This is a genomic window from Methylophaga sp. UBA3603, assembly GCF_002375335.1.
Classification (GTDB): Bacteria; Pseudomonadota; Gammaproteobacteria; order Nitrosococcales; family Methylophagaceae; genus Methylophaga.
This window is the reverse complement of the sequence record NZ_DFMC01000009.1, coordinates 603090-620286: the sequence shown is the minus strand read 5'-3', so window position 1 is coordinate 620286 and position 17197 is coordinate 603090. Positions and strand designations below refer to the sequence as shown.

General features: G+C 44.0%; 16 protein-coding genes. 6 read left to right on the top strand and 10 right to left on the bottom strand.

Going from position 1 to position 17197, the window contains the following annotated elements; translation table 11 throughout:
- Nucleotides 1-2: 2 nt before the first annotated feature.
- From B4F66_RS10190 to B4F66_RS10180, 3 genes are all read right to left on the bottom strand, one after another.
- Nucleotides 3-1559, bottom strand: a complete 1557-nt coding sequence (locus tag B4F66_RS10190; protein ID WP_292356024.1) for a sensor histidine kinase — start codon at nt 1557-1559, stop codon at nt 3-5.
- Between the two features lie 113 nt (nt 1560-1672).
- The gene (locus tag B4F66_RS10185; protein ID WP_292356025.1) at nt 1673-2350 is read right to left on the bottom strand and encodes an OmpW/AlkL family protein; all 678 of its coding nucleotides are present in this window, start codon (nt 2348-2350) and stop codon (nt 1673-1675) included.
- Between the two features lie 63 nt (nt 2351-2413).
- Entirely contained in the window at nt 2414-2935 is a 522-nt protein-coding gene (locus B4F66_RS10180) for a metal-independent carbonic anhydrase family protein (protein ID WP_292356027.1), read from the bottom strand.
- 334 nt (nt 2936-3269) lie between these two features.
- Between B4F66_RS10180 and pstS the strand changes: the two genes are divergently transcribed.
- The 5 genes from pstS to B4F66_RS10155 all read left to right on the top strand — a co-directional run bounded on the left by pstS (nt 3270) and on the right by B4F66_RS10155 (nt 7946).
- A complete protein-coding gene (gene pstS, locus B4F66_RS10175) occupies nt 3270-4361 on the top strand; it encodes a phosphate ABC transporter substrate-binding protein PstS (RefSeq protein ID WP_292356029.1) in 1092 nt (363 codons plus the stop codon).
- Nucleotides 4362-4561: 200 nt separating this feature from the next.
- Complete coding sequence (gene pstC / locus B4F66_RS10170; protein ID WP_292403011.1) at nt 4562-5467, top strand: phosphate ABC transporter permease subunit PstC; 906 nt, start codon at nt 4562-4564, stop codon at nt 5465-5467.
- Nucleotides 5464-6363 carry a phosphate ABC transporter permease PstA gene (pstA, locus tag B4F66_RS10165; protein ID WP_292356032.1) on the top strand — a complete coding sequence of 300 codons (900 nt, stop codon included), beginning with the start codon at nt 5464-5466 and terminating at the stop codon, nt 6361-6363. The genes pstC and pstA overlap by 4 nt, the downstream gene beginning before the upstream one ends.
- Nucleotides 6364-6377: 14 nt before the next feature.
- On the top strand, nt 6378-7205 hold the full coding sequence (gene pstB / locus B4F66_RS10160; RefSeq protein WP_104934604.1) for a phosphate ABC transporter ATP-binding protein PstB: 828 nt from the start codon (nt 6378-6380) through the stop codon (nt 7203-7205).
- Nucleotides 7206-7271: 66 nt separating this feature from the next.
- The gene (locus B4F66_RS10155; protein WP_292356034.1) at nt 7272-7946 is read left to right on the top strand and encodes a hypothetical protein; all 675 of its coding nucleotides are present in this window, start codon (nt 7272-7274) and stop codon (nt 7944-7946) included.
- Nucleotides 7947-7978: 32 nt separating this feature from the next.
- On the opposite strand, the gene B4F66_RS10150 is transcribed toward B4F66_RS10155, so the two are convergent.
- From B4F66_RS10150 to B4F66_RS10130, 5 genes are all read right to left on the bottom strand, one after another.
- A complete protein-coding gene (locus B4F66_RS10150) occupies nt 7979-8278 on the bottom strand; it encodes a hypothetical protein (RefSeq protein WP_292356036.1) in 300 nt (99 codons plus the stop codon).
- Nucleotides 8279-8564: 286 nt separating this feature from the next.
- The gene (gene amtB, locus B4F66_RS10145) at nt 8565-9818 is read right to left on the bottom strand and encodes an ammonium transporter AmtB (RefSeq protein ID WP_292356038.1); all 1254 of its coding nucleotides are present in this window, start codon (nt 9816-9818) and stop codon (nt 8565-8567) included.
- A gap of 9 nt (nt 9819-9827) precedes the next feature.
- Complete coding sequence (locus tag B4F66_RS10140; protein WP_292356040.1) at nt 9828-10166, bottom strand: P-II family nitrogen regulator; 339 nt, start codon at nt 10164-10166, stop codon at nt 9828-9830.
- Nucleotides 10167-10995: 829 nt separating this feature from the next.
- Nucleotides 10996-12168, bottom strand: coding sequence for a trans-sulfuration enzyme family protein (locus B4F66_RS10135; RefSeq protein WP_292402370.1), 1173 nt, complete (start codon nt 12166-12168; stop codon nt 10996-10998).
- 154 nt (nt 12169-12322) lie between these two features.
- Nucleotides 12323-13690, bottom strand: a complete 1368-nt coding sequence (locus B4F66_RS10130) for an ammonium transporter (protein WP_292737774.1) — start codon at nt 13688-13690, stop codon at nt 12323-12325.
- A 404-nt stretch (nt 13691-14094) separates the two neighbouring features.
- On the opposite strand from B4F66_RS10130, the gene B4F66_RS10125 reads away from it, so the two are divergent.
- Nucleotides 14095-14436, top strand: coding sequence for a cupin domain-containing protein (locus B4F66_RS10125; RefSeq protein ID WP_292402364.1), 342 nt, complete (start codon nt 14095-14097; stop codon nt 14434-14436).
- 354 nt (nt 14437-14790) lie between these two features.
- Here the strand turns inward: B4F66_RS10125 and narL are convergent, their stop codons facing one another.
- Together narL and B4F66_RS10115 are read right to left on the bottom strand one after the other, a co-directional pair.
- Nucleotides 14791-15435 carry a two-component system response regulator NarL gene (gene narL / locus B4F66_RS10120; protein WP_292355707.1) on the bottom strand — a complete coding sequence of 215 codons (645 nt, stop codon included), beginning with the start codon at nt 15433-15435 and terminating at the stop codon, nt 14791-14793.
- 18 nt (nt 15436-15453) lie between these two features.
- Nucleotides 15454-17019 (bottom strand): histidine kinase, encoded by a 1566-nt coding sequence (locus B4F66_RS10115; protein ID WP_292355705.1) that lies wholly within the window; start codon nt 17017-17019, stop codon nt 15454-15456.
- Between the last annotated feature and the right edge of the window lie 178 nt (nt 17020-17197).

The following is a 17197-nucleotide window of genomic DNA, read 5'->3' as shown; positions in this document are numbered from 1 at the left end:
TGTTACTCCACAGCAAGCTTAATATGAATTGCCAGTCCGTCTTCCGTATTGACCGCCCAGATAGATGCCTGATGGGCATCACATATTGATTTGGCAATGGACAAGCCCAGTCCTGATCCCGTTGGTTTTTCATGCTGCATTCGTTGACTTCGATAAAATCGGTCAAAAATTAATGGCAACTCGTCATCTGCCACCCCAGCACCTTGATCCTGAACAGTAATGATTACATTACCAGCATCCAGTTTTGACGAAACGGTAACGTTGGTATCGGATGGACTATATTTAATTGCATTATCAAACAAGATTCTCAGCAATTGTTGAAATCGATCTTTATCAACCCTGACAATAGCCTCATCAAAAGGAAGGCCACATTTCAGATTGATTTTGTGCTGATTTGCCGTACGTTGAAATTCATTTACGCAATTTTTCAGCAGCTTATTAATCGAATATACATCTATCTTTAACTGAAGATTATTGGCTTCTGTTCGAGCAATAAACAACAAATCATCCACTAGACGACTCAATAAAAGAGACTGTTCATGAACGCTTTCCAAAATACTTCGTGCCTCGGTCTCATCAAGTTGTCTGCTCTGTCGAAGCGCGACCTGGGTTTCACCACGAATGATGGTGAGTGGTGTGCGCAGTTCATGACTGACATCTGCCAGAAAGCTTCTTCTGGCAGCATCATTTTTTTTCAAGGTTTCATTGAGGACCTGCAATTCACTGGTGCGTTTATTAACCTCAAACTCCAGCTGACTATTGAGTTTATCCCGCAAAGATTTCTCTTCAGAAAGTTTCTGGGCCATATCGTTAAAGGCGGCTGAAATCGCATCAAACTCTCGGTCAAATCCTCGTGGCACACGATAATTCAGGTTTCCGTCAGCAAAAGATTCGGCTGCTTTTTTTAGAAAATCTACTGGAATCGAAATATTACGAATCATGGCATAACTACCCAACAGTGCTGCAAATACCGCAAAAATAGTGAGTGCTGCAGCAGCCCAGGCAATATTGGTGTGAATATTTTCGATATCAGAATTTAGTGAATTGACGATAGTACTTTGTCGTTGCAAAGCTGAATTAATGGCTTCCCGAAACCGATTATCAATCTGCTCCTCCAGCAGGAAACGAATTTTTTCAGTATTAAGCTGACTTACCGGCTCAGCAAGCACCGCGTCAAACGCATCAAGAATATCGTTGAGTAACTTTTCCAGCTCCTTGGTATCTTCTATCGTTCCCTTGGTGGCGATTTCGCCCAGAGCCAGTCGTTGTTGTTGTTCAAGTTGCGTTATTGTGGAAATGGCATTGGCAATCAACTCTCGCTTGTTACGAACTAACGCCTGATTGGCATTTTTGCCAAATAATAATTCATCGGTAATCTGTTTGAATAAACGATAACTGTTATTGGATAATTTCCAATGCTCTGTGAGCAATGCATTTGCCATGTTCACTTGAACGATGTTCTGGGCAGTCAGTCTTGTTGACCAGATAGCCAGCGCTCCTGCCAGGAAAACCATGGCAAGAGCGACAACAGCAAAAGCAATAATTTTTTTCCGGTACATCAAATGCAACCCAGTGAAGAATAAAATCGTTCGCAAAACCTAATATATCAACATTCAGGCAGTTTACTTAAACCATCTCCACTATCTCAGATTAATCTAATGGGTTTTTCACATTAAAAACGTCTGCCGATACCGATACCGAAGATCACTGGATCAATATCAGTACTGACAGACACCGAGCCCGCCGCCGTATTCCGATAAGTCGCTGTGGTATCAATATCGATGTATTTCAGGTCAAGGTTCACAAACCAGTCATCGTCCAGTGCATAGTCAACACCCGCCTGAAAAGCCAGTCCCCACGATGATTTAAGTTTGACCGAGTCACCGGGATTACTGAGGCCAGAGCTGTTGGGAACCTTTTCATCAAAGAAATAGGTGTAGTTCACTCCCATTCCGATATACGGCTTCAGTTTGGCATTTGGGCGGAAATGATATTGCAAAGTTAGGGTTGGTGGCAGAACTTTGGTTTCAGCGACCGGCCCCAGAAAATCCCAGCTTTGGCTACCATCCACGGTGTGCTCGGAATACCCTAAAATCAATTCTATGCCCCAGTTGGGTGTCATCATGTAGGTGATATCCAGTTCCGGTACAGTATCGCTATCAACACTGACACCTTCCGTTCCTTGATCAACTCCATTAACTGATACCGTTCCACTTGAATCATTTGGATTAACGTTAATCACCCTTCCACGAACCAACCAGTCACCAGCCTCATAAGCCTGAACATAACTCACAGGACCAATAAACCCGGCCAGCAGCATAAACAAAGGTGCACTCGAATATTTCTTCATATTAAGCAGACTCTTTAATAAAGGAGAAAAAGCCTGCACAAGATCTTGTGCAGGCTGAATTAATTACTTACTAAAAGGTAAGGAAGAGTGATGTAATTCGATTTTGACACTGCCATCGTCATCCAATCGATAACCAAATGTGTATTCAACTTTGGTTTCGTTACCAGCCGTATCGGTAAAGTAGTAAAGCCCCATTGCAAGGGCATTTTCGTCACGAATCAGCAGGTCTTCATTCTCAAATCGAACTGCAGTCCAAGGCTGCAGAGCAAAGCCTTTATCTTCCTCAAGCATGCCGCCTACAAAATACGAAAGTGCTTCTTCATAACTGTTTCGGAACGGGTCATCCACTGCTTTAGTTGGTTTGAATAGCACTTTGTCGTCGAATGCATACAAGTTGTCCAGTAACTCACTGGCGACTGCGCCTGCATCTTCACCATTGATTTTGGCCTGGCCGATTTCCACAATACCTTCTGCCCAGGCGTTTTGTGCTGCCTGAATAGCTTCTGCATCGATTTTATCGATTTGAGCAAATGCCGAGGTGGTAAAAATCAGACTGAATGCGCTTGCAAGATATGTCGTTTTCATTGTTGGTCTCTCCTGTTGTTAACCTGAGAGCCATGATATTTGCAAGAGATGAAAATCAAACCGACAAGGAATTAAGCTTGGATGAATAACAGATTAACAAGTTGTTAATCTTTTATTGTCTGTTTTCAGAAGAAAGCATTGGGATATCAACCGTAATACTAGTTCGATGACCTGATAAACAAGGCTAACATGAGATTTCACCTGTTAATGCCGTCGGTCCAGGAATACCCTTAAGGCCAAACTTACGCGTCATTTAGAGAGATACATTCAACATCTTCGCCACTGTCATAAATCTTTAACAAACCACCAATAGACTTAGCAACCAGTAAATTGAGTGTTTTACTTTTTTCATTTGTCAGGAGTTTTTATGAAACTATTTGCGAAGAGCGCAAAGTCAGTTTTTGTCATTGGCGCGCTTATTGGTGCCATGAGTTCATCCGCTGCATACGCTGATCTTAAATTGATTGGTTCTGGTGCAAGTTTCCCAGCACCACTTTATAACAAGTGGTTTAAAGACTACAGCAAGCAAACTGATGGCGTTCGTATTGATTACCAATCTAAAGGTAGTGGCGCAGGTATTCAGGATTTCATTAACGAAACGGTAGACTTTGCAGGCAGTGATGCTGCAATGAAAGACAGTGAAATAGAACAAGTCAAAAAAGGCGTTATTCTGCTTCCAGTCACGGCGGGCGAAGTCGTCATTTCTTACAACCTTGATGGTGTTCAAGAATTGAAATTGCCACGTGATGTTTATCCGGAAATCTTCCTGGGCAACATTACGAACTGGAACGACCCAAAAATTCAGGCGGCTAATCCTGGTGTAAAACTTCCTGACCAAAACATTACTGTTGTTGTTCGTTCTGATTCAAGTGGTACCAGCTATGTATTCACTAATCACTTAGCAGCGATCAGCGATAACTTCAAAGAACAGGTTGGTGGTGCAAAAGCACCAAACTGGCCAAGTGCTGGCACAATTGTCAAAGCACCTAAAAATGATGGTGTAACAGCGACTATCAAACAAACACCTGGCGCAATCGGCTATGTTGAATATGGTTTTGCCAAACTGACCAAAATGCCGACGGCCATGCTGGAAAATCAAAAAGGTAACTTTATTGAAGCTGGTGGCGAAACAGGTGCTTCAGCCTTAGCGACGACTGATTTCCCGGAGGGTAATCTGCCAAATAGTGATGTACCGGACCTGCGTGCATGGGCAACTGACCCATCGGGTGATGATGCCTATCCTATCGCAACGTTCACATGGTTATTGGTTTACAAAAACCAAGGTGAAGAGAAAGCCAAAGCCTTAAAAGACCTTATTGAATACATGATTACAACAGGTCAGGAATCATCTGAAGCAATGGGCTATATCCCGCTGCCAGAAAATGTTGTTGAGAAAGTTCGCAACGCGGCCAGCATGATTCAGTAATCACTCTTGGTGATCGGATAAAACAATGCTGCAAGTGTTTTAAACACTTGCAGCATTTATCTGTTCAAGAGCCTGAAAACGATGTTAGCGATATTTACTATAAATATTCACGATTGATAGGAACACAAATGGTTCACGATCCTTTTAAAGATTCCGCAAGTGGCAAAACATTGTCCGCGCCACCTTCTCCCAGTGATTATATGAAAGATTCTGTCTTCCGATCTTTTGCTTATTTATGTGCTTTATCAATCATACTTTTATTGGCTTATATCGTCTTTGAACTCGGTTCTCAGGCTTTACCTGCAATTAAGGAGCATGGTTTAGGTTTTATTACTGGCACAACCTGGGATACCAACCAGAATGAATTTGGCGTGTTACCTGAAATTTGGGGCACGTTATACAGCTCACTGCTCGCGCTGCTGATTGGTGGTGGATTAGGAGTCGCTATTGCCATCTTCCTGACCCAGGGATTCATGCATGCCAAAATCGAAGTGATGTTCAGAACCATCATTGAGCTGTTAGCGGCTATTCCTTCGGTGGTTTATGGTTTGTGGGGTATTTATGTACTTATCCCGCTAATCAGGCCGGCCGCCCATTGGCTACATGAAACGTTTGGCTGGTTTCCTTTATTTAGTACTGATTTAAGTGGTCCAGGCCTGGCTCCCGCCGCATTAGTACTCGCTATTATGATTCTTCCGACTGTCGCAGCCATTTCAGCCGATGCCTTCCGTCGTATTCCTTATAAAGTAAAAGAAGCAGCCTATGGTATGGGGGCGACAAAATGGGAAGTGATTCTTAAAGTCATGTTACCAACAGCCTCCTCCGGGATTCTGGCCGGTTTGGTATTGGGATTTGGTCGCGCGTTGGGTGAAACTATGGCACTGGCCATGTTAATTGGTAACGTGAATGACATCAGTGTTTCGCTGTTTGCCCCTGCCAACACACTGGCATCCTTGCTGGCTTCAACCTTCCCAGAAGCAGGTGAGATTGAAATTCAGGCTCTGATGTATGCGTCTCTGGTTTTGCTGCTTATCACCTTTGTGGTCAATGTTGCCGGCCTGGCCGTACAGCAATACACCATGCGTAAATTTGAGGGTAAAAAATGAGTCAGATTAACGAACAGATTCTTCCACCAAGAATCAATTTACCCAGTCTTGAAAAAAATGTGCTCGAACTGAGAGCCCTGAAAGATTTTTTCCTGACAGGACTGGTTTGGGGGCTAGCCATATTAGCCAGTATTCCGCTGGTATCGGTTATTTACATGCTCATCATGGAAGGTGGTGCAAGGCTTGATTTCGAGGCTATCACAGCCTTGCCACCAGCCGGATTCGAAACCGGCGGTGGTTTTGGTAATGCCATCGTGGGAACGTTAACCATGGTAGGTATTGCCTCCGCACTGAGTATTCCTATTGGAACCATGGCTGCTCTGTATCTGGCCATTCTTAATCCCAACAGTAAAACCGCGACCGTTTCCAGATTTTTAGCCAAGGTGCTGACCGGCTTTCCTTCTATTTTGGCCGGTGTGTTTGTCTATGCTGTCATCGTTATCACCACCGGCACCTACTCGGCCTGGGCCGGTGGTGTGGCATTGGCTGTATTAATGCTGCCAACGGTCACTCTGGCTGCTGAGGAAGCCATGAAGCAGGTTCCACAAAGAATGAAAGATGCTGCGTTTGGCATGGGATGTACCCGTACTCAGGTCATATTTAAAGTGGTATTACCGACCGCCCTACCCGGGATTATGACCGGGGTCATTCTGGCTGTTGCCGGTGCGGCGGGTGAATCTGCTCCATTACTGTTCACAGCCTTGTTCAGCAATTACTACATGTCAGAGCTGGCAGAACCAACAGCCTCGCTCTCCATTCTGATTTACAACTTCTCTGGTATGCCGTTTGAGAATCAGATTGAACTGGCATGGACCGCATCGCTGGCGCTGGTCTTACTCGTACTGTTTTTCAATATCGTTGCCCGTGTCGTTGGCAGAACGAAATTTAAAGAATAACCAAGGAAATAACTATGAATATGCAAGCCGAAACAGGTGAATTTATTGCCAAGAAATATGAGCCTAAAGGCCCAGTCGTTTTAGACTGCTACGTCAAAAATATTTACTACGGTGATTTCAGGGCTGTTAGAGATACCACTATCCCGGTTGAAAAAAATAAAGTGACTGGCTTTATTGGTCCCTCTGGTTGCGGCAAAAGTACCGTACTCAGAAGTATGAATAGAATGAATGATTTGATTGACTCGTTCAGATTTGAGGGACACATCCAATATCATGATCATGATATCTACAGCAAAAAAGTGGATGCCGTGATCGTAAGACGTTATATCGGTATGGTTTTCCAGCTTCCTAACCCCTTCTCAATGAGCATTTATGACAATGTAGCGTTTGGTTTACGACTCAATGGTTATAAAGGCGATGAAGAAGAGATGGTGGTCAAAGCGCTGAAAAGAGCGGCTATCTGGAATGATGTTAAAGATAAACTTAAAAACAGTGGTCTCTCACTATCAGGTGGTCAGCAGCAGCGTTTGTGTATTGCACGAGCGATTGCAACAGAGCCCGATGTGCTGTTAATGGATGAGCCCTGCTCTGCCCTGGATCCCATTGCCACACGACAGATTGAAGAGCTGATGGTTGAGTTAAAACAGCATTACAGCGTAGCGCTGGTCACCCACAATATGCAGCAGGCAATGCGTGTTGCTGATGTCACCGCATTTCTGGGAGTGGATATTTCTAATGGTGGCCGCACCGGCTATCTGGTGGAAATGGATGACACAAAGAAAATTTTTGAAGACCCACAGCAATTGCTCACCAAACAATATGTCCGGGGTGAGTTTAGTTAATCCTGGTCTTTTGTCATTTTCACGAATAATTACGGAACAACATGATGAACTATCGGGCTTGATTTGATGGACAATATTGCAAGACTTGATATTGCTGCCATCAGATCGTGCCTGATAGATACGCAACTCAACTTTAAAAAGATTAATGCCTCGCTCAAGGTGAAACGCACACCACCAAGCGATACGGTGATCGAAAACCTGATAGCGGGTTATGCAAAAATAGACGAGTACCTGATCAATGGTATCGATTTATTTGCCTATGGTAATTCGGGGTTACTTCTCGAACTGAACTATATTGTTCTGTATCAACACTCCACCACATCATCTATAGAGAAACACTCCCAGTTTGAAGCCACTCAAGCCCACTTTTATGATGTAAGAGATGGTGGGATTGGTCAGTTAATGGATTGGCTGGCATTAAATCAGAATACAAATGTCTGGAAACGATGTGCTGGTATTTTCACCAACATCCTCAGTCAGCCACAGCTATTTTTAGAAGGAAATCACCGCACAGGCTCCTTGATTATGAGCTATGTGTTAATGCGGGAAGGTTATTCACCTTTTGTCTTATCTTATGAAAATGCCAAGCATTTTTTTGAGCCAGCAGAGTTAACTAAAAAGCGGCGAAAAAAATCGCTGGTAGATGACTTCATTTACCTACCCAAACAAACACGAAAATTTGCCAAGCTACTCAGAAGCGAGCAGGAGAAACGCCGGTTTTTACTGAGTGGTGCTTGTTGAACTTCAAAGTCAGTTATAAATGTGAACAGATCCTAATGATAGTTTCCCGTGGCTTTTTTATCTTTTAATTCACCACGATTGGAGCGCAGGATTTTTTGAAACTGTTCGGGATCGTTTTTGAGAATATCGACATATTCATTTACTAATTCATGCCAGTCGGAACCACCGTAAATGGAAAACTTCTCCAGTGACACCATTAATAATTTAGCAGCGACTCTGAGTTCTTTGTTATCCGCTTCACCATACCAGTCGGTTAGCTCACTATAGAGTGCTTCGATTTTTTCTAACGGCGTAAACTCCACCACCATATCCTGATTTTCTTTTTTGCTCATAGTGATTCTCAAATACTGTAAACGGTGTTTTGTCTGATAGAGGCTCAGTCAGCTCAGATAGTTAATTCATAGGCTAATGATATATCTTGGGCCATGCCATTACGTAAAACCAATAATCGACTTTTGTTCGTAGTCTTAAGCTGCACAATTATTCGCTTTGATTCTATTGTAGGTAATGTTGTCGGCTGCCAGTATATGATCCGCTAAAAGCCGGTTTGAATAAATCCCCAAAGGTAAAACGCCGGCATTAAGCCGGCGTTTTAGTGGAACAATGTCACTGCTCGATTTATTTATCAGATGTAAATTCCGGATAAGCAGACATACCGCATTCGCTGATATCCATACCTTCCATTTCTTCTTCTTCATCAACACGTAGTTTGGCGAATTTATTAATAATCGACAGTACGATAAATGAAGCGATAAACATCCACGCAAAGGTGACTACTGTACCGATCAGCTGACCGGCAAAGGTAGCATCCGGGTTACTGAACATGACCGCGAAGATACCCCATATACCGGCAGTACCATGGACCGAGATTGCCCCAACTGGATCATCAAGCTGCATTTTATCCAGAAAGATGACAGAGAACACCAGCACAATACCACCAACTGCACCAATGATCAGTGCCAGCCCAGGACTTGGCATTAAGGGTTCAGCAGTAATTGCCACCAGACCAGCCAACGCACCACTGATTGTCATAGTTAAGTCCGTTTTACCGAACAGGAATCTGGCCAGCAATGATGCCGCGACCATACCCGCAGCGGCGGCCATATTGGTGTTTACAAAGATCTTCGCTACGGCATTGGCTTCTTCAATATTGGCAATTTTTAACTCAGAACCGCCATTGAAACCGAACCAGCCAAACCACAGAATAAACATCCCTAATGTTGCCATCGGTAAATTCGCACCTGGAATCGCGTGAACCTCACCATTTTTACCGTATTTGCCCTTACGTGGCCCGATAATAATGACCGCGGCCAACGCGGCGGCGGCACCAGCCATATGCACGACGACTGAACCGGCAAAATCCTGGAAGCCCAGTTGATCGAGGAAACCACCACCCCATTTCCAATAACCTTCTACCGGATAGATAAAACCGACCATAAACACAGCAAAGATCAGGAAAGGCCACAAACGCATACGTTCAGCTACCGCACCAGAAACAATCGACATGGTTGCTGCAGCAAATACCGCCTGGAAGATAAAATCAGCCATCGCTGAGTAATATGGCGCACCTTCGCCACCGGCTAATACCGATTCAGGACTATTATCTTCACCGAGGAAGAAGTCCAGACCAGGAATCCACGAGTTTACTGGATCGGCGGGGTACATGATGTTGTAGCCGATAACAAAGTACACCAGACAGGCAATACCATATAAAAGAACATTTTTATTGAGAATTTCGACAGTATTCTTACTACGTACCAATCCCGATTCCAACATGGCAAACCCAGCTGCCATCAACATCACCAGCGCTGTACACATCAGGAAATAAAATGTGTCGAGCGCATAACTTACTTCAATTACAAGCGTATCCATTTTACTCTCCTAAATAGCTGCTTCACCGGTTTCACCCGTTCTGATACGAACAGCCGACTCCAGTGTTGAAACGAAAATTTTGCCATCACCGATTCTTCCGGATTTGGCGCTGGTAGAAATGGCTTCAATGGCTTTTGCCACATCATCATCACCCACCACTAATTCAAGTTTGATTTTTGGCTGAAAATTAATCGTATATTCTGCCCCCCGATACATCTCGTTATGGCCTTTTTGCCGGCCATAACCCTTAACCTCTGTCACGGTGAGGCCGGATATACCAATTTCCTGAATCCCGGCCCGCACCAGTTCGAGAGCATGTGGGCGAATGATCGCCGTTATCATCTTCATTTCTCGCTCCTGTTGATTAAAATTAAATTTAATTTACCCTGGCGAAACAATGAAAAATCCATGCCACGTATTTTTCCTATAATAGTCAGTGAGTTAAGAATAAATGTTAGATAGATGAAGAACAAACGCATCATTTTGGTGCAGCAGAAAAGTTAAAAATGCACTGGCAATGTGCACCTTTAAGTAAAGGAATTTTTATTCAGGATTCAAAGCAGGTTCTGTTATTAGGGCGTGTTGATCTTTCATCTCCGTTTCTGTTGTGAGCTGAAAAAGCGTCAATCAAGGCACGAGGAGCGCCTTTTGTGAGATACATCCATGTATCCCACCCCGTTGGGGCTTACGCTCAAAAACGTTTATCTCCATGGATGGAGTGTATGCAAAAGCAATGTCTGGAACATTGCTTGTCCCGGCGTTTTTGTAGTTGTTCTAAATAAGTGACGAGCAAAGCTTCCGCATCCTGCTCACGCCCCTGACCTAAATCCATGTAGGCCACGCAGACTGGCGCGCGCCTCCCTGGCGCGCCGGCATATGATGGGCAAGGATGCCCGAATGCCGCGTTAGCAGGGATAGCGATAGCGGCCTGTCCGTCCGTGGACATAAGTGGCGCTTTTTCAGTCACAACCCAAAGGGCTGGGACTATTTTTACGCCCGCCAGCGTTGTATGAAATACATCCCTGTATTTCACCGCTACGCGGCCAGCTAAGCTGTTCAAATGAGTTCCAGACTCATTTGTCAATCACTTATGTAGGATGGCTACACGGCGTGCTTTCCGCCTTGCCGGACACACAAATAGTCGCCAGCAGTGGTGGAGATGAAAGATAAACACGCCCTAGCAGCGACTGAACGCCTGTTCCAGATCATTAATCAAATCTTTGATATCTTCCAGTCCGACTGACAACCTGATCAGGCTGCCGTCCACATCAGCCTGTTTAAGTGTTTCTTCTGATAAACCAAAATGAGAGGTGTAAATCGGCTGGGTAGCAAGACTTTCTACGCCCCCCAGGCTGGGCGCTATGGCAAATACATTCAGAAGATCAACGAAACGCTCGGCCATTGCGGCGTCGCCATCAATATAAAAGCTGACCATACCGCCAAAACCGGACATTTGCTGGTGAATAAAATCATGTTTTTGATGTCCCTTTAATCCGGGATAACAGGTTTTACGGACCTTTGGATGTGTTTCCAGATAGTCAGCAACACGCTGAGCATTAAAATTATGCCGTTCTACCCTGAGTGCCAATGTAAGGAGGCTGCGGGATAGTTTGTGTGCAACTTCCGTCGAGATCGTCTGACCGAGATTTTTACGCCAATCGTTGATCGCCTCGAGTTGCACAACAGGCCCGGATAAGACTCCGGCAGTCAAATCACTGTGACCACCCAGATACTTTGTTGCACTTTGCACAGTAAAATCTGCCCCAAGCGCAATCGGGCACTGATTAACAGGCGTTGCAAACGTATTGTCTACCGCTAACAACGCATCGTATTCATGTACCAGTTTTGCTAACCGATGGATGTCTTGTAACTGTAATGTGGGATTACTCGGCGTTTCGATAAACACCAAGGCCGGTTTTTCAGCTTGCAGTAAAGCTTCTACTGCTTTCAGATCTGTTTTCTGCAGTGAGAATGTCTTGATACCCAGTGCTGGCAATTGTTTGCTTAAAAGCTGCTGAGTGCCGCCATATACATCCCCAACACAAAGAATACCCTGAGTAGAAAAATGCATAAACAGAGCGGAAATTGCTGCCATTCCGGAAGAAAATGCCAGGCTGGCTTCAGCTTTATCTAATTGAGTCAGTTTAGCTTCCAGGGCCGTGATAGTGGGATTCATCCCATAGCGACTATAAAAAGCGCCCGGTGTCTTACCCTCCATCACATCTCGCATGGCCTGCGTGCTCTCGAAAGCAAACAGGCTGGTGTCATATAGCGGGGGTTGAGGTGAACCTTGATCATTATGATAGGAATCACTGTGTATGCACTCAGTCATTGTCAGCTTTGATTTCATGCCGATATCTCCTTGGTAAACACAAGTTTTTTGCCAAAAATCTGATAGTTAGCATCCAGTATCAATGAATTATATGTACTGAACAAAAAAATCCGGCCGAAGCCGGATTTTTTAGAAGTGCAATAAGGCGAACTAACCCTATTTCACATCAAACTCAGGATTTGTTGTCAGTAACTGGATCAACATCCGGCTCAATGTCCCAATAAACTTTATCAAGACCTTCCGCCTGTGCATCATCCGATACATCCAAACCAGTGGTATGCTTCAGAACAAAGGACAATACCAAGGCGGTAATAATACCGAAGCCAAGACTGACCACGATGCCTACCAACTGCATTACCACGCCAATCTCACCATGCTGGAACGCATACGCACCTTCTTCAATACCGAGATAACCACCACGTGGTACACCGATATGCAATAGCCCTGTCATGATAAGACCATAGGAACCTACACCGGCAAATAATGGCAATAATTTATGTTCATCAATTTGTCTTTTTTGCAAAAACTCATAAATGACATAAGCAACAATTGGCGCGCCCAGTGCGACCAAAAACATTTGCCATGGTACATACACGTCAAAACCTGATGCACCAGCGACATAACCTGCCAATGGACCCAGCAGTAAATAGCTGAACTTACGAGTTGAATAAGCCAGAACAGCACCCATCAAAGCACCACCAGCCCAAGCCGCACCATAGTTGTTAAAAGCAATACCCACGCTGGTATCAGCCATGGTCACACTCACTGCCAATGCACCTGGGTCAAAGAAGAACAGACATGACAGAATAATCATCGGCAGGCCGGCGAAAATTGTCATTATGCCCACTGTCAGCAGACCAAGATTTGGCGGGCGGTATTCAGAGACCTTAGGATGAGCCGAGAACATGCCTGGACGAGGTCTTAGTGTACGTGAAAACACCATTGCCATACCGGCAGGGAATAGATAAACGAAACCTACACCAAAGAAGTCATGGAAGCCCAAATTAGTCAGTGGACCGACCGAACCCCAAGTAATCCAGCTCAAAATGGATGAAACAATGGTGGCGACAAAAGCAGTGATGTAATAAGCCGATGCTTTCATCCGTTCCGATACTGCAAAGTGCAGCAGAACATTGACGATACCAGCAAAACAAGCAAGGAAGAAAATAAAGATCTGGAAGTTATTCAAACCCGGAAAAACTGCCGGATCCACATTTTGCGCCATTGAATTTGAAAGTCCACCGCCGGCCCACCAGTCTTTAATGGTATCTACCAGGGTGTAATCTACCATGATGTAATATTGTGATGCCCAAAAAGCAAAACCAATCAGAAAGTAAGCCGTAAAACCGATAAAAAAACCAACCATTTTTTCTATCGTGGCATTAAAGATATTACGTCTTCGGACTCCCCCCACATCAATCAGCATTAAACCAATCACAACAAAAATAGCCCCGACGGTACCCGAGGCATACACCAGATTTTGCACAAGCATTCCCAGACTAACCTGCTCGGCAAACAAATTTGCGACTTCTGTTTCCATAAAAGTATCCCTTATTATATTTTTAGCTGCGGATGGGAATTCAACCGCAGGGGATCGAATCTATTCCCCGGTCAAAGGTGTGTCTATTAGTCAGACTAATTACTACTTAGGGGGTAATAGCCGTTGATATGGCTTACTTTTTAGCGATTTGGCATTATTTGGGGTGAAGAAATGGCTTTGTTTTTTTATAAGAAAAACTAAATTGTTTTCGCAATAAAAATTCAGAAAACGTATTTTGACAATCTGCGGATCTTCTATACCTGATTTTAAACAGGTATCTTTACTAAAAACATGCCAAGTTACTGTTTATAAAAGGCTATACAAACTGAGTACTACTTCAGAAGGATTGTCCCTAATCCAGTGACGTTATTTAATCGGACCGTCACTAACGAAGGAGACATTTTATGAAAATTAAAAAACAGGCTGTTAAAGACCCACAACCAACAATGGGCCTTGATGGTATTAATGCCACATTAGGTGACAGCATCGTTTCAAACAGCCAGGACAAAACACTTTGTGCCGGTTTTTTTCACCTGAACAAAACGGATAAACCACTGGTATATACCTACGATTACGAAGAAATGAAGTATGTCGCAGAAGGTGAATTCTTTATTACGGATGAATCCGGTCAGAAAGTACATGCCACTGTCGGTGACGTGCTGTTTTTTGGCAACGGTGAAACCATTACCTTTGAAACTCCGACACGTGGTGTTGGTTTCTTTGTAGGTCAGCGTAAAGCACTGTAATTTGCTAGGGCGTGTTTATCTTTCATATCCACCACTGCTGGCGACTATTTTTGTGTCCGGCAAGGCGGAAAGCACGCAGTGTAGCCTTACTACATAAGTGATTGACAACGCAGGCGGCCGCAAAAATAGTCCCAGCCCTTCGGGTTGTGACTGAAAAAGCGCCACTCTGCGTTGCTCGTCACTTATTTAGAACAACTAAAAGGCGCTCCTCGTGCCTTGATTGACGCTTTTTCAGCTCACAACAGAGGAGGAAATGAGAGATAAACACGCCCTAGGGTCTGATGACCTTTGTAAATCCAGTAATTATTGCCGGCAATCCTGGTTGAGGATTGTCGGCATTAATTTATTCAGTAGTTACCTGCCATCCTGTTGATGCTTCCACACCACCGCCTCCAAACGTGAAGTAAGATTCAGTTTGCGCAGGATATTTTTGATATGCACTTTGACAGTGGTATCACGAATGTCCAATTTTCGGGCAATGGTCTTATTATTCATTCCCTCAGCCAGACATTCCAGAATTTCGTTTTCACGCACCGTCAGATTGACCTCATCCGCACTCACTTTATGCTGCGGGTCTATGAATGCTTTCTTTAATATTTCGGTCATGCTGTCCTGTAACACGGTGACGCCTACAGCGGCTTTAAGCAAATGATTCCTTAAATCCTCTGGTTCCATATCCTTAAGCAAATAACCATCAGCGCCTATTCGCAATGCCTCAAGCAGATTCTCTTCCGCATCCGAGACCGTCAGAACGACATAATGAGCATCCAAGTCTGTCTCTTTGAAACGTCGTAATGTTTCCAGCCCATCCATGCCTTTCATATTAAGGTCCAATAAAACCAGATCCGGTTTAACCTCAAGGGCCAGATCTATCCCTTCCTGACCTGAAGCTGCTTCACCCACAATTTCAAAACTCGGATCATCCGAAATGATCTGTCCAACACCCTTACGAAATAAAGGATGGTCATCAATCAGAAGTACTCTTATTTTCTCAGTCATGTTTTTCTCTCGCTATAATTATTGTACTGACTTTGGTGTAAACACCAATCGAACTCGAGTGCCTCCATGGCGTTTGGCCATCACTTCAAGATCCCCTCCCAGGCTATTGGCACGTTCCTTCATGATGATCTGACCATGATGATCATAGGTGTTGGTATTAGCCGTAAAACCTATACCGTCATCTTCTATGGTTAATACAACATTTCCATTTTTACGTAGCTCCAGGAATATCGCTACATTCTTTGCTTTAGAGTGCCGCACGATATTGGATAGTGCCTCCCGGAGCACGTGTAACATATGAAATTCTTCATTGACCGTCAGACGGCAGTTGACAAGTCGATAATCAAGATTGATGTTGATACTGGAACGCTGTGAAAACTCATCAATCGTGGTTTGAATAGCATACCCCAAACCCCGCAAGTCCATATGCACCCGGAAGGTGGTAAGCAGTTCACGTAGCTCGCGATAAGCCGAATCAAGACCTTGCCGAAGCTCACCTATCATCTCGGCACTTTTTATCTTGTTATCGCCAGCCGACTGAAGCCGAGCCAGTTGGATCTTCATAAAGGATAAGGATTGTGCCAGGGAGTCATGCAGTTCTCGGGCAATCGCGGCACGTTCCTCCAAGACAGCCAGCCGACGTCCCTCTTCATCATGACTGTGAAATTTGGTGGCCATCGTCAGTAGTTTTGCAGTAATTTCCAGTACCTGGATTTCGGTATTTTCCAGAAATCTGTCTTTTTCTGTCTCAATCAACAAGATCCCAAGTGCTGACGCGGGCCCACTGAATGTCACTCCCACACAGCGAATTTCTTCACCTTCCGAATTCTGTTCCATATAACTGGACATGTTGTTACGGTGCAATTCATCGAATCTTTGATTATCCAGTTTTGGCGGCGGATGATGCGAAAAAATGATTTGTTCACTGGAAATAACCGCTGCGTCATCGGTGTAAATAATCGCAACATTAGAAAAATTCATCGCTCGTTCAAGTGAATAAATCACTTTGAGCAACGTTTTTTCACTTAGAATTTCATGGCTGGTCGTCTCAATGAAATTAAGAATAAACTCATGAGAACGCAATAAAATAAGCAGTTTTTCATTGGTACGTTCGGCCCATGCAACCTGTGAGGCATAGCCTTCTATTTTGGCTGTCATTTCAAAAATACGTTGCTCCAGGCGAGTAAACTCATCAGCATTTGGTTCCTGCTTTTGAGCAGGGAACTTGAACATCAGGAAGGTCTGTAACCTATCCATGCGTTCAACCAGAAAATTTTTCGCTCCCAACATAATGGCAATGATGCAGCTGTAGAGAAATAGCAGGCTGATGATATTAAGCAAAGCGATCACTGAAATTTTGATTTCACTATCCCGATGCAAAGCATCCGCCAGCTCTTTATAAGAATCCAAAACATTTTCAGCCAATCTGAGCTGAGTGGCCATACGAATGTTCAGTTCTGCTACGCCATCAAAGTTTTTCTGGGCTTGTTTAATATCCTCAAGCGCCACTTTTAATGCATCATTTTCCTGATTAAGCATCCAGGCAACAGATTCATCCTCAATATCCAGGTAATTTTTTTTCATTTGAGCCAATGTTTTCTGTGCATCAGACGGTCGCAGACTATTCAAATAAAATAAATGTTTATCCCAATAAATCTTATGTACATTAACCTTTTCAATTGCACGTTGGCTTGAAATCATATAATCCAACAAAAATAAAGTTCCTGCCTGAATTAAAAGCACTGTCATTGCAATACATAAA